Origin of the sequence: Pseudoalteromonas sp. T1lg10, assembly GCF_002964545.1 — a bacterium.
Lineage (GTDB): Bacteria > Pseudomonadota > Gammaproteobacteria > Enterobacterales > Alteromonadaceae > Pseudoalteromonas.
The window spans coordinates 406,409-429,508 of record NZ_PQBV01000051.1; the positions used below are offsets into that span (position 1 = coordinate 406,409).

Consider the following 23,100-nt stretch of genomic DNA (forward strand, 5'->3'; position numbering starts at 1 on the left):
TGGTTCCTGTTTACAAACTAAACCACCATCATACTAATGCTAAGCCACCTTGCAAGTTGTAGACCTGATGATAGCCCAAAGACTGCAAGTTCTTGATCGCCTGCCCCGAGCGGTTACCAGTACGACAGACCAGGATATAACGCGTATCCGGCTTCAACTGCTGGGCAAATAAGGCATTGGCCATGCGACTTAGCGGCACATTGAGCAGTTGATCGTCATGCACACTAAATAGCGAGCGTATGTCTTTGGCACCATGCTCATAAGGTTCGCGAACATCCCAAAGCACGGTTTCAAACTCCTCACTGGCAAGCATCTGCTGTACTTCGGCACTGCTCAGTTGCTGGGCGTTGGCATGCTTAGGCTGATGGCTAAAACCACAAAGGGCACCGCTTTCTGTGCTCAACTCCTGATCCAAAGCGCATTTTTGCTCGGCGAATTGCGCCTTGTTTATCTGCTCTTGCAAGACCTGTTGTAACAAAGGCGTGGCCTGAACCTGCGCCTGCCAACTCAAGGCAAAACACTGCTCGTAGTCATGAGCCGGACACAGCACGGTATCCGCAGCCAACTTAGTCGCCAGGGTGTGGATAGAGTCCAGCATTTGTTCTGTGTCGGCATCGGCAAATTGAGTGCTGCCCAAGCCGCTAAAAATATAGAGGTCGCCGCAGAAGCAGGCAGTAACCTTATCTCCTTGATAGAGCAAATAGCTGTGACTGTCGGCGCTGTGGCCAGGAGTAGACACACGAGTCAGGCGCTGCTCGCCAAGGCTGATGGCGTCGCCTTCGGGCCAGCCCAGGGGATCTTGCACCGGCGCCAGACCAAGACGCTCTGACAACAGAGTGCGCGCCGAGTCTTTATCCTGATGTTTATGGGTTTCCAGTACGGCTTTTACATGCAGCTGCTGCTGAGTAACCAGGCGGGCGATACGCGGTACCAGCTCGACAACCGGGTCGATGATCACGGCCTCGTTATTAATGCCCACATACAACCAACAACAACTGCCTTGGTGGCGCAGCTGAGTAAGGCCCAGGGCACATACTTCATGCTCGGGCTGAGTGGCATCTGAGACGATTAAACAGTTATTCGCCAACACGGGTTTCAAGGCGCAAATGCGTTCACACGCCAGGGCAATTTCCTGCTCTGTGGCGGCCGGGCCAAAAGACATACGAATGGCATTTTCACTTTGCCAGTCATTGGCCCCCATGGCATCTAAAACAAAGCTGCGCGAGGCACCCGAGCTACAGGCAGAGCCACCGCTGACACGAATACCGGCAGCATCAAACAGGTCCATGACTTCTTTTGAGGTCAGGCTGTTTACGCAGAAGTTCAAAGTTGTCGGCACTGTGCCTTCAAGGGGAGCATTAAAGCTGATATCACCAAAAGTTTGCTCCAGAGCATGGATCAATTGCTGGCGGTACAAGTGCAAAGTCGCAACCGGCTTGAATACGTCTTGTGATTTATCGAGCAACATATCGAACAGCTCATACAGGCCGGCAATACCGGGCAGGTTTTCCGTACCCGAGCGCATGCCACTTTCCTGACCGCCACCGGCGATAAAAGGAGTGTATGGACTATTTTCACGAATATATAAGAAGCCTATGCCCTTAGGGGCGTAGAGCTTGTGACCAGAGAAAGGTGCATAGTCTATGCTGGTATCGCTGAGCGCTAGGTCTTGCTTACCCAAAGCCTGCACACAGTCCACCATCCAGCTAACATGGTCGTTATTAGCGCGGATCACCTGCTCCAACTTGGCTAAATCCTGGTACACGCCGGTTTCATTATTCACCGCCATGGTGCAGATCATCAGCGCCTTACCCACATGTTGGGCGATAAAGTCCAAGTCCAGCAAGCCCGCTTCATCCACAGGAATGGCCATTACCTTGGCCCCCAAGCCCAGCACCTGGTTCCAGTGTTTAAGAGTGTTAGGCACCGCCTTGTGCTCGGTGGCACCGTAGAGCAATACGCTGTGCTCGGTGGCCTTATGTCGATTGGCTAAAAGTGTAGAAACTACGGCGGTTTGGATACCTTCGGTGGCGCCCGAGGTAAAGAGAATGTCGCCCTGCTCGGCGCCTATAACCTGACGCGCCTTGGCACGCGTTTGTTCCAACAGATACTTGGCCTGTACCCCGGTGATATGCGAACTAGACGGATTACCAAAACACACCTGCATGGTGTGAGAGACAACATCGGCAATGCGCGGCAACACAGGAGTGGTCGCATTGGCATCGAGATAAACGAGATCTTGGCTAGTCTGGGTGAAAAAACGCTGGGTCATGGGCACCATATTCCAATTAGCTATAAGTTATAACCATTGTACACAAGTGCCCCAGCGCTATTAATACCAATTTGTTTGCATGGCGCTAACTTTTATCAGCTTTTCATCTAACCAGCCGAATAAAGTGGGCACTACTCCTGGGCCTGTTTGGCACTGGCGTTGGCGTCTTCCAAGGTCGATGACCAGGCATTCGCCAAGGCACGCACTAAAGAAGCCAAGGGTATAGCAAAGAATACGCCCCAAAAGCCCCATAAGCCACCAAAGAACAGCACCGCCATAATGATAAACACCGGATTTAAATCCACCGCTTCAGAAAACAGCAGCGGCACCAAGACGTTACCGTCGAGCGCCTGAATAATGCCGTAGGCTACTAGCACAGACCAAAACTCACTGCTGACACCGAACTGGAACAAAGCCACGGCGGCAACGGGTATAGTCACCAGGGCAGCGCCGATAAAAGGGATCAACACGGACAGTCCAACCAACACCCCTAATAAGGCGGCATAACGTAAATCAAATATGGTAAAGACCACAAAGGAAACACCGCCGACGATCAGGATTTCAAACACCTTGCCACGAATATAGTTCATGATCTGCTGATTCATTTCCAGCCACACCTGCTGGATCAAACGGCGCTGCGCCGGTAACAAGGCACTGACACTGTGCAGCAGCTGGGTTTTATCTTTGAGCATAAAGAACACCAACAGCGGCACCAACACCAGATAAATCAACCAGGCCACCACATCTTTAAGGGAGGTAAGAGACACAGATACCAAGACCTGACCGAATTCCACCGCCTTGCTTTCGACGCTGGCAACCAGAGTGCGCACCTGCTCCGGGGTGATCAAGGTAGGATAGTCGACAGGTAAATGCATAAGATAATGTTTTCCCTGCTCCAACATGGTGGGCGCTTCTTGCAGTAAATTACTGGTTTGTTGCCACAAAATTGGGCCAAAACCGAACAAGGTGCCTATCACCAAGGAGCAGAATAAGCTGACCACAAGTATGGTGGCCAAAGTCCGCGACAGACCTAAGCGCTGCAAGCGCACCACGGGCCAATCCAATAAATAGGCGATCACCACGGCGACCAGCACAGGCATTAATAGCGCGCCGAAGAAATAGAGCACGGCAAAAGTGCAGAGCAAGAGTAAAAGCAGGGTCACCGAGTGAGGATCGGAAAATTTTCTTTGGTACCACGAGCGCACAAATTCAAACACGAGTTTCTCTCTCCACGGTTATTATTAATTGTTCTGCCGTTGATGTGACAGTGAATGCTAGCTTTTGTTTGGTTAAATAACGCTTAATATCACTGATACCTTGTAGATCGTCACCCTTAAGCATAAAGGCGATATCCTGCTGCTCGGCCTGCGCCGCCATTAACGCCAGTTTAAAACGAACAAACAGCTCAGGACAGTGATAACAGCGTAGATCCGAATTTTTCATAGCTTCTGGCGGTAATCCCATTAAACCACATACTTTTTAAATATTCTTTGCATCTAGCGGGCCTTGTATAAGACGTTTGCTTATGTGCAAGCCTTAGCTAGGGCCTTGGCGCGTAAGGCATAATACCGTAAAAACACTTAAAAGCATCGCCACATTCGTTTATCCTAAGATTAGTATGGTCAAATACACAAAGGCGAATAGGCGTGGCTCATTCATCTTCTATGTACTTAGGAAAGTGCATACTAGCGGGACTTTATTGCCCTTGAAAGTGAACGTTCGTCGCATGCGCAGGGTCTGAAGCACTAAACAACAATGGCTAGACCAATTAATTATACGCCACTTATAAGCTTCAGATTGCTTATACCAATTCTGTTAAGTATGTGATCAGATATAGCACTGGATAAATGATGTGAAAACAAGGCGGAACTTTTCTTATGTAGTTATTCTACATAGGCGAGCAAGGCCGAAGCAATGCTTCGCAGCTTAGCGAGGTGAGCGCATAGATGTGCGATGTAACCAAGCTTCATGGATGTATTTAACCGCAAAGATAAACAGATCCTAGCTATTTAAATGGGTATTAAACGCCTGTTGTAAAATAAAGACAAAGACCGCAAGGAATAATATGTTATTTAGACGTCTGCTGTTATGCGCTTTGGTATTGGCTACCAGTGTGACCGGGGCCCGCGCGCAAAACTCTTTTGAGCTGCCCGACTTAGGCACCTCTGCATTACAGGCTATGCCGATAGAAAAGGAACGCATCATAGGCGATGTAATGATGATGCAAATTCGTGGCAGCTCGCCGGTGATCAACGATCCCGTGCTTGATGAATACCTGCGCGGCTTGGGCAACCAGCTGGTCTCCCACGCCGACGATATCCGCTTTCCTTTTTCTTTCTTCTGGATCAATAACAAGGAAATCAATGCATTCGCCTTCTATGGCGGCCATGTTGGCGTACATACCGGGCTTATCGCTCAGGCCGATAACGAAAGTCAGCTAGCCTCTGTACTAGGACACGAAATCGCCCACGTGACTCAGCGCCACCTGGCGCGCCGACTGCAACAACAGCAGGACAACTCAGGCCTGACCATAGCCGGCCTTATCGCTGGTGTGTTGGCAACCATGGTCTCTCCCGATGCCGGTCTGGCCATTATTACAGGCACGCAAACGCAAAGTGCGCTAAGTCAGCTCACCCATAGCCGCGGCGCCGAGCAAGAGGCGGACCGCATAGGTATGCGGACCTTGTACGAAGCCGGTTTTGACCCTAAGGCCTCGGGAGAGTTTTTAACCAAATTATCGGCACAAATTCGCTATAAGCAAAAACCGCCTATCTTCTTGCTGACCCACCCACTGCCGCAAAGCCGGGTGAGTGACGTGCGTCTGCGGGCACAGCAATATCAAGACAGACCCTATGCAGATAACCTGCTATTTCACCTTGCCAAAAGCCGGGTCATTGCCCGCTTTAATGGCGACAGTGAAAATGCCGAAGCCCAGTTTCGCAAGCTGCTCAAAGAGCACAGTTTTGGTGATACCTCGGCGTTACGTTATGGTTTAGCCTTAACCCTGATCGACCAAAAGAAATTCGCTGAAGCAAAATCTTTGCTTGATGCACTCCTGCAAAAAGCCCCGGACAACCTTTTCTATCTAGACTCACTGACCGATTACTATGTGGGTAAAGGCGAGCCGGAAAAGGCCGTAGAGCATCTTCGCCCTTTCCATCAACTACGCCCGAATAACCAGGTGATCACCCTGAACTACGCCCACGCCGCCATTGAGGCTAAACAGTACGAGCTGGCCGAAGACCTGCTACGCAGCTTTGCCCTGGAAAAACCCGAGCATATCCTTGCCAAGCAATTGCTGACCGACACCTACAAACATCAGGAAAACAGAGCCGCCTACCATGAAGCCAATGCCGACTTACTGGCCCAATATGGTGCCTATATGAAGGCCGCCGACGAGGTGCAAAAAGCGCTTAACCATATCGAGCCAAACGAGGCCCTTAAGCAAAAACGCTTAAAAGCCCTGCTTAGCCAATACCGGGCCATGCAAAAAGAGCTTTCAAGGCTATAAGTACACCCAGCCAACCTGGAAATTCTGCTAGGTTGGCTAATACCACTTCTCTTAAATAGCTAGTCATTCTAGTGAAGCTAAATATCATGCCCACATACTTGACAGAATTGGTATAAAAAACACCCCTCAGGTGGCGCGCCCCTACCCTTAACGGCCAGTATCTTTTACACTATCGCCATTATCTGTATTTAAGGAATTATTATGTCTGTCGTTATTTATCATAATCCGCGCTGTTCAAAGTCGCGCCAAACCCTGGCTTTAATTGAAGAGCAAGGCACGCCGGTCACTATCGTTAAATACCTGGAAGAAACGCCAAGCGTTGCAACTTTAAGCGAGCTAGTTGCCAAGCTGGGTTTTGGCTCGGCGCGCGAACTAATGCGTACCAAAGAAGACCTGTACAAAGAGCTGGAATTACAAAACGAGCAGGACGAGCAGGCATTGCTTAATGCCATGCACGCCCATCCTAAGCTGATCGAGCGACCTATCGTAGTAAACGGTGACAAAGCAGTACTTGGCCGACCGCCTGAAAATGCCCTGGAGATCATTTAATGGCACCGATTTTGGTGCTTTACCACTCTCGTAGTGGCAGTGTGCAGGCGCTGGCGGAAGAAATCGCCGACAGCATAGAAGCACAAGGCTGCGATGTCTGGTTACGTTGTATCTGTGACGATGGCGCTCACCCTCAGGTGAATAAGCAGGAGCTTATCGACTGCGCCGCCCTGGCCTTTGGCACGCCGACCCGCTTTGGCATGATGGCATCCCAGGCTAAATCGTTTTGGGAGCAAAGCAGCGATATCTGGCTTAAGGGTCAGTTGATCGACAAGCCCGCTTGCGTCTTTACCTCGTCAAGCAGTATGCACGGCGGTAATGAGACCACCTTGTTGCACCTAAGCATCCCCTTATTGCATCACGGCATGCTGTTGGTGGGTGTACCCTATGACGTGCCTGCTCTCAATGCCACTACCACAGGCGGTGCCCCTTATGGTGCCAGCCATGTTTCTGGTCTGGATAATAATTCCCAGCTCAGCAATGATGAAAAACAGATTTGCCAAGCCCTTGGTCGGCGTTTGGCTAATTTAGCGAGAAAACTCAATGACTAATATCGCCAAAAAGCCGCTGACTCAACGTTATCAGCGCCTGGCGCTGGTCGGTTATATCGGCCTGTTGCTGTTAATGCCCCTGTGGCTGTTTGTCTTTTCGCCGCGCAGCGATTACAGCTTCGCCTTTACCTTTGGCCTGTATATAGTGCCCCTGCTCTTGCCCCTTAAAGGCATTATTCAGGACAAGCCCTATACCTATGCCTGGGCCAACTTTATCGTCATGATCTACTTTATTCATGGCTTTACCCTGCTGTGGGTCAGCCCGGACGAGCGCCTTTGGGTGATACTGGAGCTGGTCTTTTCCAGCTGTATGTTTATCGGCTGCACCTACTATGCCCGTTATCGCGGTCAGGAGTTAGGCTTAAAAGTGGGTAAATTAAAAGACGATTTAGCCAATGAAAAGGCGGCGCAGGAATATCACCGCCAGAATCAGGATAAGCAATAACAAAAACGCCGGGCTACTCGCTCGGCGTTTTTAGTTTGGAATTATGATTTAGCCAATCAGAGCTTAGCCACCCAGCTGACTTAAGAATGCCAGCCCTACCACGCTCAGCAATGCCAATTGCGCCAACAAGGACAGCACAGAGCCCACCCTTAATAAGCCAAGCCCAAATGGATGACGCAACTGCGGATACAAGGCGCAGCGCTTTAGGCTAATAGCAAAGAATATCGCCACCACGGAGAGCATGGTAAAGACCATGGTCAGCTCGCTTTTATAGTCGATACCGTCATCAAAAAAGAAAAACAGTTGCAGCGGTAGGAGCAACATTACCAAGGCATGCAGGGCATGCACCTTGGCAATACGCATATACTGACCCTGAGGTGATAATTCCTTGATGCCAAACTCGCGCTCCATAAGACGCACTAAGGCCTTACGGTTTTGCTCCACCGCATAGCGATAGCAGCTCAGTCCGGCATTGTTTTTAGCATGGAAATTCGCACCGGCGCGCAGCAGCACGGTTAAACAATTGCCGTTGTCGGCGCCAACCGCATAGTGCAAGGCGTTGTTACCCTGATGGTCCTTGGCATCGAGCGATGCGTGGTTAAGCAAGGCTTCAATCACACTGACAAAGCCTTTCTCGGCGGCCAACATAAGTGCCGTTTGCCCTTGCTCGTTTTGTTCACTGCCCCGTGCGCCCTGTTCAATAAAGCGCATCGCCAGGCTTTGTTTGGCATGCTCACTGTGTAAATGAGCCAGTAAGGCCTGCTCTAACAGCTGTTGCAGATTCTCCTCATTAGAGAGGCACTGCAACAGGGTGAAAAAGTCATGGCCCTGGATAAGTTCGGTCTTCGCCGCTTCCAGTAAATCAGGCAAGTCTGCCGCACAATCCGGCAGATAAGGCTCCAGTTTAGGGCGAAAATCCACTTCCTGCCAAAGCAGCAAGATATCGGCGCTGCTCAGCTTTACATCGCGCTCCAACAGCTCCGCCAACAAAGAAAAATAGCGCTGCTCAAACAACAGCTTGGCAAGCGAAAGCGGTGATTCAACCTGAATTTGCGCATTAATATCGGCGTACTGAGCCAGGCGTGCAAGCAGCATTTCGCTGATTTGCTCGGCGGTGTAGTCATTGCTCAGGAAATATTCTTTAGCCGCCTGAATATAACGCAGAGCCTGCTCGTCAACGTCGCTGATATGCTGGAAAGTGCACTCTTCAAAAGGGTCACGCGGCTGCAGCCAAATTAGATAATACAGAGGTGGCAGCGTGGTGGTGCTGACCTCTTCCTCGATTTTTGTACTACAAGCTGGCCATGCTTCCAAAGCATCGAGTATAAAGGCGCCGTTTTGCTCAATAAGTCCTTTGAGTAATAACGGATATTGTTCCGGCCAAATTAGTACCTTTTCCATAGCCTATGAAGACTCCACTAAATCGTTCTAGATGTTGCATCGCAACTAGGTTGTCAGTTATAAAGGGCACTCCCTTACCCTGCACTTAATATAGCGGACACTGCAATGCAAACCTGGCATGTAATCCTGATCATCGTCTTGGTATTGGCGGTGATCTGGAGCAATATCGCACTGTTAAAATATTCTGCGAAAATGGACCTTAAAAAGTTCAATCAGGACCCTATCGAAAAGGCCAAACGCAGCCTTGCCGAAAAGGCCAAGCAACAGGACTCAAAGAGCGACGATAAAGAGTCCTAAAGCCTTGGTGTATGTGCCTAGGAAAACCCTAGGCTACCAGCCATTTTGCCATCAGGGTGATCACTGGCAAGGTGATCAGGGTACGCAAAATAAAAATTACAAAGAGTTCAAAAATATTCACTGGGATCTTACTGCCCAGCAAGAGCGCGCCCACTTCCGACATATAAATCAACTGGGTCACACTCATGGCCGCGATAATAAAGCGCGTTACTTCACTGTCGATATTCGACGCCGCCAAAATCGACGGGATAAACATATCGGCAAAACCCACCACTATGGTTTCTGAAGCCTTCACCGCCTCGGGAATACCCAAAAGTTCAAGATAAGGAATAAAGGGTTTACCCAGCCATTGGAATACCGGTGTATATTCAGAAACGATAAGCGCAAAGGTACCCACGGCCATTACCACAGGTAATACAGCAAACACCATATCCAGTGCATTGTGCAGGCCTTCTTCTACCGTGCCTTTGACTCCTTTGGCATGGCGCGCCTTATCAAGAGCCATATCCACTGACTGACGCCACAGGCTTTTATTCTCTGGCACCGCCTCGTTGTCGTCGCATTGGCTGGTGCCATCGACATAAATATTTTTCTTCAGGCTAAGAGGAGGAATACGCGGCAAAATCAGCGCACACACCACACCGGCCAAACACACGGTTAAATAGAAGGGCGCAAATAGATGCTCAAGGCGAACCTGACCTATAACCACAAAACAGAAAGTAATAGACACGGCCGAGAAGGTGGTACCGATAATGGCCGCTTCTTTTTGCGTATAATGCTTTTCTTCATATTGTCTGGCGGTCATCAAAATACCGACACTGCCATCGCCAAGCCAAGAAGCAGCGCAGTTTACGGCGCTACGGCCGGGCACACCAAACAAGGGTTTCATAATCTTGGTAAACAGGGTACCAACCAGCTCAAGCAAGCCGAAATTCAAAAGCAGTGGCAATAAGAAGCCAGCCAGAATAAACACGGTAAGCAGTAACGGCAGCAACTCAGTCAACACAAAGGCGCCAGTAGCGTCTGAGTAGATAGCCTTGGGGCCAAGCTGGAAATAGGTCATAACCACAAACACCATGCCCACAAGGCGCACAACCAGCCAGGTCGGGGTTACCAGGAAGAGATGGCGAATCATGGGCTTTTCAAACAGGGAGCGCGGTTGTATCAGGGTCATCAACAAGGATAACAGGCCGGTCATACAAATAATCACCAACAGCAAGGTGCTGGCGATGGGCGCTAGGGCTTGACGTAACATATCCGCCAAAATCGCCACGCTAATTTTTATCTGACCATCCCAGGGGATAGGCACCATAAAGAGAAAGACGCCGATCAGCGAGGGAATTAAAAACGTCAGTAAAGTGTTGGTCATTGACCGTGGCTGGCTTGTTGTCATAATCGTTACTTATTTTCTTTGTTATCTTTGGGCTGCCCTGCCTCTTTTAGCTCCAAATAAAAAAGGAAAGGTGACTCAACCCCTTTCCTTTTTTACAGCAAAATCAGATGATTACAGTTGAATCCCGCGAGCACGCAGGGCCGTTACTAGGGCTTGCTGTAAATCATTCATGGTGCCGGGCTCAAGCACCTCACCGTCTTTATCCATCCAGGTAATGCTGGTACCGCCAGCTTTGGCGTTATCCAATAGAATCTGATATTGGCCGTCTTCTAAAGGCAATTGCATTGCCTCTTCACCCCAAATCGAATCCCATACACTAGATTCAGGCTGGGTGTAGTCGGCAATAATACGGCCTTTTTCGGCATCCACTTCAATAATAGTAAATTGTAGACGCTCTAAGAAGGCACTGAAGCGCTCTGACACCAGGTTTTTGTCCTGCTCGGTGATCAGCGCCGCATTGCCTTGATTATCAAAGCCTAAAGCCAGAGAGATAATGCCTTGGCGCTGGCGCAGTTCGACCTGTAACTGACGGTAGCGATAATCGAATTCGGCAATCGCGCCATTAAGGGCACGGGTTTCCAAACGTTGTTGTAATAGAGGCGTTAGCGGCACTTGCTGCGAGCGATAATCAATCATCTCGGCACGCAAAGACGCGGTGCGCTGGTGATCTTTTTCTTCAACGGTAAACTTGTAGCGCTGTTCGGCAACGATTTCATCGTCCCATAACCAACCTTCTTCAACTTTTACGATAGAAAACCAATCACTTTCGATGCTGGTTTGTGACCTATTGGTCACAGGTGTGTTGTAGTTTTCCAGAACGCCTTCTACGGCCGCCAAAATAAACTGGTCAAGATCTTCAATACCATCGTTTTTATCGAAGTAAACCCTGGCTACCTTGTCACCTTCTTCAATCCAGCTGCCCTGGGCAATAGGCATAATCTGCATTGGCGGCTTAACTGTCTTGGCGTCTTCGCTGTTATCGTAGCTCGCCACGTCCACCTTATAGGTAGGGTCCTGGCGCGGTGCATCGAGTCCCTGAGGGGTCACTAATGGCTGATTCGCCTGATAGTTACGCTTGTGGTGTGCCTCGTTGGTAAAAATGCCACAGCCACTCAAAGTGACTAAAGCACTCAAGATCAATACTTTAGGGATCCAATACTGCACTTTGTTGTTCTCCTTTACTCACCATTATTATTGTACGGACTTTGAGTCAGTGAGTGGTAATTGGTTCAGTGTCAGATTCAACTTAACAACGGCTTAGTTGTCTTGCCTATCATACCAAGGCGTTCAACCCGAGTATCGACACCCACACCAGTGTTGTGCTGGCGCACAGCAATGGCTTATAAAAATTTTCACTATGGTACTTTTACACGAGGTTAAAAACAAGAATGTCGCCATCGAAAAGGTAATAAAGCAAGGTACGGCTAAAAGTTGCCCTTTAAAACCCCGTTTATGCTACACTGCGCCGCCAAAAGATTGTTTTCATTTAGCAAGGGCAAATCAATGGGCGAATTGGCCAAACAACAGTTAGTGATCACCGCAATTGGCGAAGACCAAGCCGGGGTGGTTAGCGCCTTAACGCAATTGGTCAGCGATTGTCACTGCAATATCACCGACAGCCGCATTGCCATTTTAGGCAATGAACTCACCTTTATTATGCTGCTGTGCGGCGATATGGCTGCCATTAGCCGAGTCGAGCACCTGCTGCCAAATAAAGGCATGGAGCTGGGGCTGTTGACCATGATGAAACGCACCTCCAGCCACACCGAAGAGCTTTTTAGTGGCGGTTATACCTTGGAATACATGGGTATAGACACGCCGGGCACCCTGAGTAAGATCACCGGTTATTTTGCCGAACACAATATCAGCATCTGCTCTTTAAAATCGGACACCTACGCGCAAGGCGACGACATTCAAATGCGCTGTGAACTCGAGTTTAATGTGCCACAAGAGCTTGATATTGATGCCTTTAAGGTGGCCTTTGAGGCGTTATCTCAACGCCTGAACATAGATTATACTTTTAAGCGGATCAGATAAGGACGCAGCATTATGAACACCTTGCAAGCGGGCGATAAAGCGCCACTTTTCACCCTTGAGGATCAAAACGGCGAAGCGGTTAGCCTAGAAGCGCTATTAAAGGACCATGAAGTTTTAGTGTACTTCTACCCCAAGGCCATGACTCCAGGCTGCATAGTACAAGCAGAGCAACTGCGCGATCATAAGGCCGAGTTGGCCAAGTTCAATACAGTGGCTGTGGGTATCAGCCCGGATCCGGTGAAGAAACTGAAGAACTTTGAAACCAAGAAAGAACTTAACTTCCAGCTGTTAAGCGACGAAGACCACAAGGTGGCTGACGATTTCGGCGTATGGGGTTTGAAGAAGTTTATGGGTAAAGAGTACGATGGCATTCACCGCATCAGCTTTTTAGTCGGCCAAGACGGCAATATTAAACATGTCTTCAATAAGTTTAAAACCAAGGATCATCACCAGGTGGTGATCGACTATTTGGCTGATAATGCTTAATTAGAAAGACAAAAAACGCGGCTTAAGCCGCGTTTTTTTATGTTTAATGAGCCAAGCCTAGTTAATCCCCAGATACTTATGCACCTGTACAGATAATCGCCAGTTTTTCTTGATGCAGGTATCTATGGCCAGTTTTGTTGCCTTGGCCTTTTGACTGATGGGCTGCAGATAGACCAGTCGCGGGTGCACACCGGTCGCTTTAAACAGCTCTTCTAGCTCGTCCACATGCTTTTGCATCGCCACCGGATGTTTAATTTCATTGGCGCGCTTCATGGCGCTAGCCAGCACCTCATAACCACCGCGCATATTGATTTTCGGCGATACCGTCACCCAGGTTTGCGCCGGCACTTTGATCTCAAAGGTGCCGCTGGTTTCGACTTGGGTGCTGTAGCCATGCTGATGCAGAAGTTCACACAGCGGATTGAGGTCAAACAAACAAGGTTCACCGCCTGTGATCACCACGTGCTTGGCGCGATAGCCACGGCTTTGGAACAGCGCCAAAATATCTTCGGCATCGGCCTTGGCCCAATGTTCGGAGTCGGACTTTTTTTCCACCGTTTGTTCCAAGGACACCACATAACTGTCTTTGGCATCCCAGGTTTGTTTGGTATCACACCAGGAGCAGCCCACAGGACAGCCCTGTAAACGCACAAAAATTGAGGGCGTACCGGTAAAACTGGCTTCCCCTTGGATGGTTTCAAAAATCTCGTTTATTTGGTACAAAAATCTAACCTGCTGCTAAAACTTAACAATCGCTCTTCACAAATACCCGACCTAAAGCAAATGCCAACGGCGAATAATTGTGATCTAAGCTCAAACCCTGTAGTATACCGCGCCCTAACGTAAACCTCTATGATTAAAAGGCTCGCAGGCAAATGGCAGAAAAAGTCGTTGTAATATATTCCGGTGGCATGGACTCCTTTACCGTGCTCAATAAGGCACTTCGTCAAGGTCACGAGGTCTATGCCCTTTCCTTTAACTACGGCCAGCGCCATGTCAAAGAGCTGGAAGTAGCCAAGCAGGTGTGCGAGCAACTCGGCGTTAATCATAAGATAGTCGATATTTCCGCAATTAATCAGTTAATTGGCGGCTCATCACTGACCGACGATATCGACGTGCCGGAAGGGCATTACGAAGAAGAAAGCATGAAGAGCACCATAGTGCCTAACCGCAATATGATCTTATTGTCTTTGGCGGTGGGCTACGCGGTGTCACTGAAGGCCAGCAAGGTATTTTACGGTGCGCACTCGGGTGATCACGCCATCTATCCGGATTGCCGCCCTGAGTTTGTGAAGAAAATGGACGATGTGTGCCGTATCGCCAACTATGACGAAGTTGAAATCGTTTGTCCTTATTTTGATAACAGCAAGATCGACATTCTCACCGACGGTCTGAAAATGGGCCTGGACTACAGCCAGACCTGGACCTGCTACAATGGCCGCGAGCAAGCCTGTGGAAAGTGCGGTGCCTGTCAGGAGCGTTTAGAAGCATTTGCCCTTAATAACGCCGTCGATCCCCTGCCGTACGAAGCTTAAGCCCCCTCTTTCTACCTAAGCCACTGATAATTTTGCCCCATCAGTGGCCTTGTGGCATTTTGCAGTTATACTGAGATTATTCTCGCTAGCAAGATATAGCCATGCTTATATACATGATATTACTGCTGATTATCGCAGCCTTAGCATTTAGCTTCGGCCTGCGCACGCAGCGCCGACAAGGCCAGCAACTCTCCAAGCTACAAGATCAATACCAGGCGGCAAGCCAGCAAACAGACACAATGTCAGCGCAAATCAGCCAGCTTAAAGAGCGGATACAGGTGCTCGAAGCCATAGTCACGGAGAAAGGATTTAGTGTCGAACAAGAGATAAATAACCTCTGAATTTAAGCCGTACAGTGCACCTAATATGACAAGACGCTCCATACTCCTGCTTATCTTGCTCAGCACCCTTTATTTGGGGGCCAGTGCCTTCGTGATCGAGTATTTTGCTCACCTCTATCAACAACAAGAGTACGTGGAAGAGCAACTCTACCTGCGTAAACAATCGGCCTTGCTGCGAGCCAAACTTGAAACCACCTTGAATCAAGAGATCTTTGCCGCCGAAAGTCTGGTGGTTATTGCCAATATCAATCGCGAATTTACCGCCCAGCACTGGCAGCATATCGCCGCCCAATTGGTGGCGCGCTCGCAACTGGTGCGCAGCATCACCCTGGCTCCAAACAACATAGTCGAATATGTCTATCCCTTAGAAGGCAATCAAAGAGCCCTAGGGTTTGACTATCGCACCGATGAAAAACAATTTGCCGCCATAGAGCAGGCGCAACAAACTCAATCCGTGGTGCTCGCCGGACCATTCACTCTGGTACAAGGCGGTGAGGCCCTGTTGGCTCAGTTTCCGCTGTTTGCCACCCCCGCCGATAAGAGCAGTTACTGGGGCACCCTAAGCCTGGTATTGGACATTACTACCCTTTATCATTTGCTGGAGCTGGACTCTCAGGAGCAGGTGCAATACGCATTAAAAAACACCGCCGAGGGCTCCTTGGTGTTTTATGGTGATGCCGACACCTTTACGCATGCCGATGTGATCTTGCCCTTACATCTTCCCAATGGTCGCTGGGCACTGGCGGCAAAGTTTAATGCCGAGCCCCAGCGTCATGCCACCCTTATTCGTGCCCTTGGGGCGCTCTTGTGCCTGGTGTTATTTGTATCTGTCGCCATCTTGGTGCGCGCCTACTTTTTAGTCAAGGCCACCTCCTTGCAAGACGACCTCACCCTGCTCGCCAACCGCCGTGCCATTATGCTGCATCTGGACGACCTCACCCGAGGCTCGGATGTACACAAGTACTTTGCCATTATCAATATCGATGTAAATGACTTTAAAGCGGTAAATGACAGCTACGGCCATGATTGTGGGGACGCACTGCTGGTGCATATAGCGAAGGAATTACAGCGCACCTTGCGCGACTCGGACATTATCGCCCGCCTCGGCGGCGATGAGTTTTTAGTGCTCTTACATCGTATCAACAGCGACGAACAAATTGCCGCTATAGTCGAAAAGCTGCGCCTGCATATTGAGAGCTCACCGCTAAACTATAAGGGCCATATCATATATCCATCGATCAGCTGCGGCTTTAGTTGCCACACCGAGTGCACCCTGGATATCGCCGCCCTGCTGGCACAGGCCGATAAACGCATGTACGAAGACAAACAGAGCAATAAATTAAGCGGCAAAAAAACTGTAATTGCTTAAGTTAACGCTGGAGTGGCTCCAGCGTTAACTCTTGATCAGTTGCTGTTGCAATAGATGCACCTGGTCACGCACCTGCGCCGCCTTTTCAAACTCCAGGGCTCGGGCAAATTCATGCATCTGCGCTTCCAAGCGGGTGATCTCCTTGGCGATTTGCGTCGCATCCATCACCACCTCAGTATCACCGCCCTTACGTCCCTTGCCTGCCTTACGGGCACCGCTTGGCTGCTGCTTGGGCGTCTCTCCTGTATCCATCACATCGGTAATGCGCTTATTCAGTGCCTGCGGCGTAATGCCGTGCGCTTCATTGTGGGCAATTTGTTTTTCACGACGACGGTCGGTTTCGTCCATGGCCTGGCGCATGGACTTGGTGATCACATCGCCGTACAGAATTGCCTTACCGTTAATATGACGGGCGGCACGACCTATGGTTTGAATCAAGGAGCGAGCAGAGCGTAAAAAACCTTCTTTATCGGCATCGAGAATGGCTACCAGAGACACTTCGGGCATATCCAAGCCTTCACGAAGCAAGTTGATACCCACAAGCACATCAAAGACCCCGGCGCGCAGGTCACGAATAATTTCCATGCGCTCCACAGTGTCTATATCACTGTGCAGATAACGCACCTTAACATCGTGGTCGCTTAAGTAGTCGGTTAAATCCTCTGCCATGCGTTTCGTTAAGGTGGTCACCAAGACGCGCTCGTTTATTTCCACGCGCTGGTAAATTTCCGAGAGCAGATCGTCCACCTGGGTACTGACCGGGCGCACCTCTAGCTGAGGGTCGAGTAAACCGGTGGGACGAATGACCTGCCCGGCCACCTCGCCGGCTGATTTATTCAACTCATAATCGCCGGGGGTCGCCGATACATAGATGGTTTGCGGCACAATCGCCTCAAACTCTTCAAACTTAAGGGGCCGGTTATCTATGGCCGAAGGCAAACGGAAGCCGTATTCCACCAGGTTTTCTTTGCGCGAGCGGTCGCCGCGGTACATAGCGCCTATCTGCGACACGGTAACATGGGACTCGTCGATGATCATCAGGGAGTCATCGGGCAGATAATCCAATAGGGTTGGCGGCGGCTCGCCGGGGGCGCGCCCAGACAAATAACGGCTGTAGTTTTCAATGCCGGAGCAATAACCGAGCTCCTGCATCATTTCGATATCGTACTGGGTGCGCTGTGACACCCTTTGCTCTTCGACCAGACGATTGTCGTCGAGCAACTGCTGGCGACGTTCTTTAAGCTCGACCTTGATCTTGTCGATAGCGCCTAAAATCTTCTCTCGCGGCGTCACATAGTGGGTTTTTGGATAAATGGTGGCACGTACCAGGTTCTTTTGCACCTGCCCGGTCAGGGGGTCGAACAGGCTAAGACGCTCGATTTCATCATCGAACATTTCCACCCGCACGCCAATATCGTCCGATTCGGCAGGGAAGATATCAATCACCTCACCGCGCACTCTATAAGTGCCGCGACTGAAGTCCATATCGTTGCGGGTGTACTGGAGCTCGGCCAAACGACGCAACATCTGCCTTTGGTCAAGGGTATCGCCAACCTTAAGCAAGAGCATCATTTTCATATAAGAGTCGGGATCGCCCAGACCATAGATGGCCGACACAGAGGCAACGATAATAACATCACGGCGCTCCAACAGGGCCTTGGTGGCCGACAAGCGCATCTGCTCTATATGCTCGTTAATCGATGCGTCTTTTTCGATAAAGGTGTCGCTGGCAACCACATAGGCTTCGGGCTGATAATAATCGTAATAGGAAACGAAATATTCCACCGCATTGTTAGGGAAAAACTCTTTCATTTCCCCATAGAGCTGCGCCGCCAGCGTTTTGTTGTGTGCCATAATAATGGTAGGGCGATTCAAGGTGGCGATAATATTGGCCATGGTAAAGGTTTTACCCGTGCCCGTGGCACCTAATAGGGTCTGATGCGCCAGGCCCGATTCCAGGCCCTCTACCAATTGAGCAATGGCGGTGGGTTGGTCGCCACCGGGCGAATAACTCGAATGTAGCTCAAAAACATCTTTCACTATAACACCCCTTGGTTAAACGGTTTGGCGTTCAAGCTCGCGGCTGAACCACAAATAAGCAACGATGGCCGTTAATAAATTACCCACTGCGGCACCGATAAACAAGCCTGTTAAATCGCCAATCAGGCTGCCCAGGTAGGCTATCGGTACGTAAAACACAAACAAACGCACAACACTCAATACCAAAGCATGCATGGGCTTGTGCAGGGCATTAAACGACGAGTTGGTGAGGATTATCACTCCCTGCAAACCGTAAGTCAGGGGCAGAATATAGATAAACAACTTAATCAACTCACGCACCTGAGCCTCAGTGGCAAACGCACCGGCAATCCAAGGAGCCACCACTATAAGCAGCAAATAAATGGCAAATTGCCAAAACATCACAAACTTCAGGGTTTGCTTATAGGCCTGCTCCACCCTGTCCTTATTGCCGGCGCCAAAGTTTTGGCTGATAAAGGGAGGCAATGTCATAGATAAGGCCAGCACCACTAAAGAGGCAATGGACTCAATCCGACTGCCGACGCCGAAGGCGGCCACCGCGGGGGCACCAAAGTGGGCGACAATGGCGGTCATCACCGCCATGGCTAAGGGGGTAAGCATATTCGCCCCGGCCGCTGGCAAGCCTATTTTAAGGATTTTTCGCGTCGCCACGACGAATGACTGGGTGCGACAACGAATACCAATTAACTGACGATGGACAATAAGAATATATAAAATCGCGGCAACACCGATTAACCAAGAAATGGCACTGGCGATGGCCGCCCCGCGTACGCCCATGGCCTCTATGGGACCAAAACCAAAAATCAAAATAGGGTCGAGCACCGCATTAACCAGCCCAGATGCTCCCATAATCAGACTCGGCGTCTTGGTATCGCCATTAGCACGGAGCACGGCATTACCTATCCTGGGCGTTACCAACAACACACTGGCTAAAAACCACACCTGCATATATTCATCTATCAATGGCAGTAACTGCGGCTCGGCGCCCAGTAATAGAAAGATAGGATCACTGCAAAAATAACCCACTAGGGCCAGTATTGTGACTAAGAAGGCCGAAACCATCAGGGCCACCGCACCATCGAAACGGGCTTGCGATTGCTGCCCAGACCCCAAGGCGGTAGCGATAACCGCAGAAGTGCCTATACCTAAACCTATGGCCAGACTGATCAAAGTAAAGGTAACGGGAAAAGTAAAACTAATGGCAGCCAAGGGCTCGGTGCCCAACATACTGATAAGAAGGTATCAACAAGATTGAAAAGCATTAAAAAGATCATCCCGAAGATCATCGGAATGGTCATTTTGCGTAAGGTTGGCACAATGGGCGCACTGAGGATCATTGCAGGTTCGGCTTTAGCCATAACAACGCTTATTGCTGCTGATACAAGCGCTCTATTCTAAAGCATCGAAGCCTCCCCTTCCATGCTTAATTAGCGCATAAAAAATGTTCATTTTTCGTTGTTCAGCGATATATACAAATGAAACCCGTCAAAAAACAATTAATTTACACCTTTTAAACATCTGCACAAATTAACGCTGTATTTTTGCACAGCAGCGGCATTATCCCCTCAGTTCTAATTATAAGAATGTCACTTTTTGTAACTTTTAAGTATATATAAATAACCCATTGATAAATATAAGAAATGTTTTTTGCATTTTACCTATTGCTTTCTTCTCAAGTGCTCCTTGTCGCCTATCAATGCTGCATTCCCCCCATTAATAAACAGACTTATCCACAGATTTCGTGGATAAGTTAATCGAAGCCTTTAAATATAAGGGTTTGATCGCTATAGGCAAAAAAGCATTCTTACACTGATAAACCCAGGTTCCATTTTCATTCATTTTTTGGCCTCGCAGAATTTAACTAAGCCTTTGATTGTCCTTTGACGAGCCGAATTATCTATGAAATTACCAGAGGGACAATGCAGGGAAACCCAAACAGGGGTCATTTTTGCCTGCTTAGCAGGCAATTTGAGTGAAAAAACGGCGAACGAGTCGTTTTTTTTATTTTTGCCGATTTTATTAGTTGACACTAGCAGGTGGGGTCATTAATATTTCGCCCCGTTGAGAGACAGGCGCTTCCCCCTTAGCTCAGTTGGTTAGAGCGACGGACTGTTAATCCGCAGGTCCCCCGTTCGAGTCGGGGAGGGGGAGCCAATATCTTTCAACACTAGGTTGTTCCCCCTTAGCTCAGTTGGTTAGAGCGACGGACTGTTAATCCGCAGGTCCCCCGTTCGAGTCGGGGAGGGGGAGCCACATCCTAGTATTATTTTGTTCCCCCTTAGCTCAGTTGGTTAGAGCGACGGACTGTTAATCCGCAGGTCCCCCGTTCGAGTCGGGGAGGGGGAGCCAAAATAACTCCTAAAACCACCCTGATGTTCCCATTTTAAAAACACCCTTCTCTAGACAAGATTTTCCCCATAGACTAATCTCTATTCATAATTATTTTTATTATTCAATACACTAGTAAATATAAATAAACGCCCTGCACTACTACAATCATGTCTCTGTACATTGCCATTCTCATGCTGCTGCATAATAATATGGCCGCAAAAATACAAAGCTAACTTATTGTGGTGCCTAGTAAATAAACATGGATGTAAGTGCACAAAACGATCGCAGCACCAAACTGTTGGCGATCGCCTTGTTGTAGCACTGGTGTAATACCAACTCTGTTAAGTATGTGTTCAGAGGTAGCGCTGGATAAATGATGTGATAACAAGACGGAATTTTTCTTATGTAGTTATTCTACCTAGAAAAATTACAACCCTGTGAGCATGATATTTAACCCGCTAGAATGATTAGCTATTTAAGTGACTGGTATAAAGACACTTGGACCACATGCTTCAACTAAATAAAAATAAGGGAAAGGATAAACTACCGTGAAACGATTCACACTACTGCAGTTTACGTTATGGCTGCTGGCTCTAGGCGCCGCTGTAATAGTCAACACAATGATCTTTCATTCCTATGGCATGCATAAGCAGGAAGCGATGCAGGCACAACTACAACGCTTTTTAGATCTCCAGCCGAGCATGAATGCCGAGCAGGTCAAAGAACAGGCTCCGCTTATGGCTGAGCAGCTTGTCGCCTTGATGCCGGTGCAAAAACTGTGGCTACGCGATAGCAATGGCGAAGTGCTCAGCAGCAAAACTCAGCGCACCGAAGAGAGCTTTATTGCGCAAATGGCCCAGTTCCAGTTTGGCACCCTGCGCAGTCAATTTGCCACAGATCAGAACGCCGAGTTACGGGTAGAGTTTGTCGCCGATATCAAGGACATGGCCCACGCCTTTGAGCAAGGCTTGATCTATTTCGCCCTGCTGATCACCTTTCTCTGCTTTATTCCCATAGCCAGCCTGAAAACCGCATATCGTGGTTATCGCCGTCGTATCGCCGATATCGTCAGTGACATTATCGACCAGTTCATTACCAGCAATAATATGCCAGAGCCGATCAACCGTGCTTTTGCCGATGATAGCTTAAAGCTCAAACTTGCGAATCAAATCTCCCCCGCCCTTAATCGTTTACAGTCCCATCTAGGCCTGCAAATAGAGAATATTGCCAGCTCGGCGCTGGAAATTAAAAAAGAAGCCTATAAGGATGTGATCACCGAGCTGGGTAACCGCAATATGTTTGTGGAGTATTACGAGCGTCATATTGAACATGTCAGCGGTGATTGTTTTGGCTGTATTGCCCTGGTGCGCGGTACCGAATTGCAGCACATTAATCAGAGCAAGGGCTACCAGGAAGGGGATGAGTATATTCGCAGTATTGCCGACATTTTAACGACCGGTATTCGAAATTACGGTTCCGCCACTGTGTTCCGCCTTAATAGCTCGGACTTTGCCGTGGTGTTGCCTAACACGCCTCCCAAAGAAGCGGAGCGCTTTGCAACGCAAATACAGCTCAAATTCAATCAGTATCAAAAAGTGTATAATTTGGCATCGGTCGCCTATACCGGCATAGTGTCTTTTGAACAACATAAGCCACTGGGTGAGTTGCTCGCCAATGTCGATATCGCTATGAGCATAGCGCAAAGCAATCACGCCAACGCCTGGCACATGTTACGCTTGGAAGATATCAGTGACAGTGCTATCCAAGGGACACAAAACTGGCGTAAGATGATCAATGAGCTGCTTGAAAAACAGTCTGTTAAACTGGCCATTCAACCCATTATCCCTCTTGGTAAAAGCAGCGTGGCCTACTCTGAAATTCAGGCTCGTTTTCGCGATGAGGAAGATCATATCCTACCGACCTCCTCCTTTATGGCCATGGCCGATCAACTGGGTAAGTCGGTCGAGCTTGACCAGATGATTATCGACCACGCATTGAATGCAATAAAGAATCAAAACCTCACCGCCCAATATTTTGGTATTAACGTCTCTGCTGCAAGTGCTCATGACGATAAGTTTATGATCTGGTTAGAGCGCCGCCTTATTAAAGAAGGCGATTTCGCCCAGCGCCTGGTGTTTGAAATATCGGAATTAGGTTTACAGCAGGATATCACCGCCAGTAAGCGTTTTATCAGCATGCTGCATCGTTGTGGTTCCCGCCTGACGGTAGAGAGATTCGGTGTTGGCCTGACCTCGTTTAAGTTTTTCCGCGAGATCAAACCCGACTATATCAAGATGGACGCCAGCTATACCCGCGGCCTGGAAGACGACAAGAACAACCAGTACTTTATGCGTCTTATGGTCGACCTGGCACACCGTATCGGCGTACGCGTCTTTGCCGAAGGGGTCGAAAGCCTGGAAGAAAAGCAGATTATCGAACAACTTTGTCTCGATGGTGCCCAAGGCTACTTTATCGAAAAGCCGAAAGAGCTGTTATAACACAGTGACGAGTTCCCGGGTCAGCCCCCGGGGACTTCCTTTGT

19 protein-coding genes, 3 tRNA genes and 1 pseudogene are annotated in these 23,100 nt (G+C 49.1%); 14 read left to right on the forward strand and 9 right to left on the reverse strand.

Annotation, left to right across the window (positions count from 1 at the left end; all coding sequences use genetic code 11):
• Window positions 1-28: 28 nt before the first annotated feature.
• The 3 genes from C2M17_RS15105 to C2M17_RS15115 all read right to left on the reverse strand — a co-directional run bounded on the left by C2M17_RS15105 (window position 29) and on the right by C2M17_RS15115 (window position 3,715).
• Window positions 29-2,272: an aminotransferase class V-fold PLP-dependent enzyme gene (locus tag C2M17_RS15105; protein ID WP_105201542.1), complete on the reverse strand. Its 2,244-nt coding sequence runs from the start codon at window positions 2,270-2,272 to the stop codon at window positions 29-31.
• A gap of 131 nt (window positions 2,273-2,403) precedes the next feature.
• Complete coding sequence (locus tag C2M17_RS15110) at window positions 2,404-3,489, reverse strand: AI-2E family transporter (RefSeq protein WP_105201543.1); 1,086 nt, start codon at window positions 3,487-3,489, stop codon at window positions 2,404-2,406.
• Window positions 3,482-3,715, reverse strand: a complete 234-nt coding sequence (locus tag C2M17_RS15115) for a hypothetical protein (protein WP_105201544.1) — start codon at window positions 3,713-3,715, stop codon at window positions 3,482-3,484. Before C2M17_RS15115 ends, C2M17_RS15110 begins: the two co-directional genes overlap by 8 nt.
• A 622-nt stretch (window positions 3,716-4,337) precedes the next feature.
• On the opposite strand from C2M17_RS15115, the gene C2M17_RS15120 reads away from it, so the two are divergent.
• The 4 genes from C2M17_RS15120 to C2M17_RS15135 all read left to right on the forward strand — a co-directional run bounded on the left by C2M17_RS15120 (window position 4,338) and on the right by C2M17_RS15135 (window position 7,328).
• Complete coding sequence (locus C2M17_RS15120) at window positions 4,338-5,783, forward strand: M48 family metalloprotease (RefSeq protein WP_105201545.1); 1,446 nt, start codon at window positions 4,338-4,340, stop codon at window positions 5,781-5,783.
• A gap of 201 nt (window positions 5,784-5,984) precedes the next feature.
• Complete coding sequence (arsC, locus tag C2M17_RS15125) at window positions 5,985-6,332, forward strand: arsenate reductase (glutaredoxin) (protein WP_105201546.1); 348 nt, start codon at window positions 5,985-5,987, stop codon at window positions 6,330-6,332.
• Window positions 6,332-6,883 (forward strand): NAD(P)H:quinone oxidoreductase, encoded by a 552-nt coding sequence (gene wrbA, locus C2M17_RS15130; protein WP_105201547.1) that lies wholly within the window; start codon window positions 6,332-6,334, stop codon window positions 6,881-6,883. The genes arsC and wrbA overlap by 1 nt, the downstream gene beginning before the upstream one ends.
• Window positions 6,876-7,328: a DUF2069 domain-containing protein gene (locus C2M17_RS15135; RefSeq protein WP_105201548.1), complete on the forward strand. Its 453-nt coding sequence runs from the start codon at window positions 6,876-6,878 to the stop codon at window positions 7,326-7,328. The genes wrbA and C2M17_RS15135 overlap by 8 nt, the downstream gene beginning before the upstream one ends.
• 63 nt (window positions 7,329-7,391) lie before the next feature.
• Here C2M17_RS15135 and C2M17_RS15140 read toward each other — a convergent pair whose 3' ends face one another.
• Complete coding sequence (locus tag C2M17_RS15140; protein WP_105201549.1) at window positions 7,392-8,729, reverse strand: ankyrin repeat domain-containing protein; 1,338 nt, start codon at window positions 8,727-8,729, stop codon at window positions 7,392-7,394.
• A 105-nt stretch (window positions 8,730-8,834) separates the two neighbouring features.
• Between C2M17_RS15140 and C2M17_RS15145 the strand changes: the two genes are divergently transcribed.
• On the forward strand, window positions 8,835-9,026 hold the full coding sequence (locus C2M17_RS15145; RefSeq protein WP_105201550.1) for a DUF2897 family protein: 192 nt from the start codon (window positions 8,835-8,837) through the stop codon (window positions 9,024-9,026).
• Window positions 9,027-9,054: 28 nt separating this feature from the next.
• On the opposite strand, the gene C2M17_RS15150 is transcribed toward C2M17_RS15145, so the two are convergent.
• Together C2M17_RS15150 and bamC are read right to left on the reverse strand one after the other, a co-directional pair.
• The gene (locus C2M17_RS15150) at window positions 9,055-10,395 is read right to left on the reverse strand and encodes a YjiH family protein (RefSeq protein WP_442792508.1); all 1,341 of its coding nucleotides are present in this window, start codon (window positions 10,393-10,395) and stop codon (window positions 9,055-9,057) included.
• Window positions 10,396-10,530: 135 nt separating this feature from the next.
• The gene (gene bamC / locus C2M17_RS15155; protein ID WP_105201552.1) at window positions 10,531-11,583 is read right to left on the reverse strand and encodes an outer membrane protein assembly factor BamC; all 1,053 of its coding nucleotides are present in this window, start codon (window positions 11,581-11,583) and stop codon (window positions 10,531-10,533) included.
• Window positions 11,584-11,922: 339 nt separating this feature from the next.
• Between bamC and C2M17_RS15160 the strand changes: the two genes are divergently transcribed.
• The gene (locus C2M17_RS15160) at window positions 11,923-12,456 is read left to right on the forward strand and encodes a glycine cleavage system protein R (RefSeq protein WP_105214323.1); all 534 of its coding nucleotides are present in this window, start codon (window positions 11,923-11,925) and stop codon (window positions 12,454-12,456) included.
• A gap of 12 nt (window positions 12,457-12,468) precedes the next feature.
• A complete protein-coding gene (gene bcp, locus C2M17_RS15165; RefSeq protein WP_105201554.1) occupies window positions 12,469-12,942 on the forward strand; it encodes a thioredoxin-dependent thiol peroxidase in 474 nt (157 codons plus the stop codon).
• A gap of 57 nt (window positions 12,943-12,999) precedes the next feature.
• On the opposite strand, the gene queE is transcribed toward bcp, so the two are convergent.
• Window positions 13,000-13,665, reverse strand: a complete 666-nt coding sequence (queE, locus tag C2M17_RS15170) for a 7-carboxy-7-deazaguanine synthase QueE (protein WP_105201555.1) — start codon at window positions 13,663-13,665, stop codon at window positions 13,000-13,002.
• A 152-nt stretch (window positions 13,666-13,817) separates the two neighbouring features.
• On the opposite strand from queE, the gene queC reads away from it, so the two are divergent.
• The 3 genes from queC to C2M17_RS15185 all read left to right on the forward strand — a co-directional run bounded on the left by queC (window position 13,818) and on the right by C2M17_RS15185 (window position 16,187).
• On the forward strand, window positions 13,818-14,477 hold the full coding sequence (queC, locus tag C2M17_RS15175; RefSeq protein ID WP_105201556.1) for a 7-cyano-7-deazaguanine synthase QueC: 660 nt from the start codon (window positions 13,818-13,820) through the stop codon (window positions 14,475-14,477).
• Between the two features lie 101 nt (window positions 14,478-14,578).
• The gene (locus C2M17_RS15180; RefSeq protein WP_105201557.1) at window positions 14,579-14,818 is read left to right on the forward strand and encodes a hypothetical protein; all 240 of its coding nucleotides are present in this window, start codon (window positions 14,579-14,581) and stop codon (window positions 14,816-14,818) included.
• Between the two features lie 25 nt (window positions 14,819-14,843).
• Window positions 14,844-16,187, forward strand: coding sequence for a diguanylate cyclase (locus tag C2M17_RS15185; protein WP_105201558.1), 1,344 nt, complete (start codon window positions 14,844-14,846; stop codon window positions 16,185-16,187).
• 24 nt (window positions 16,188-16,211) lie between these two features.
• Here C2M17_RS15185 and uvrB read toward each other — a convergent pair whose 3' ends face one another.
• Window positions 16,212-18,227, reverse strand: coding sequence for an excinuclease ABC subunit UvrB (uvrB, locus tag C2M17_RS15190; RefSeq protein ID WP_105201559.1), 2,016 nt, complete (start codon window positions 18,225-18,227; stop codon window positions 16,212-16,214).
• A 15-nt stretch (window positions 18,228-18,242) separates the two neighbouring features.
• Window positions 18,243-19,585: pseudogene (locus C2M17_RS15195) on the reverse strand (MATE family efflux transporter).
• Window positions 19,586-20,304: 719 nt separating this feature from the next.
• Between C2M17_RS15195 and C2M17_RS15200 the strand changes: the two are divergent.
• The 4 genes from C2M17_RS15200 to C2M17_RS15215 all read left to right on the forward strand — a co-directional run bounded on the left by C2M17_RS15200 (window position 20,305) and on the right by C2M17_RS15215 (window position 23,056).
• Window positions 20,305-20,381 (forward strand) — tRNA-Asn (locus C2M17_RS15200).
• Window positions 20,382-20,403: 22 nt separating this feature from the next.
• A tRNA-Asn gene (locus C2M17_RS15205) sits at window positions 20,404-20,480 on the forward strand.
• Between the two features lie 19 nt (window positions 20,481-20,499).
• A tRNA-Asn gene (locus C2M17_RS15210) sits at window positions 20,500-20,576 on the forward strand.
• Between the two features lie 530 nt (window positions 20,577-21,106).
• A complete protein-coding gene (locus C2M17_RS15215; RefSeq protein ID WP_233998013.1) occupies window positions 21,107-23,056 on the forward strand; it encodes an EAL domain-containing protein in 1,950 nt (649 codons plus the stop codon).
• The last annotated feature ends 44 nt before the right edge of the window (window positions 23,057-23,100 follow it).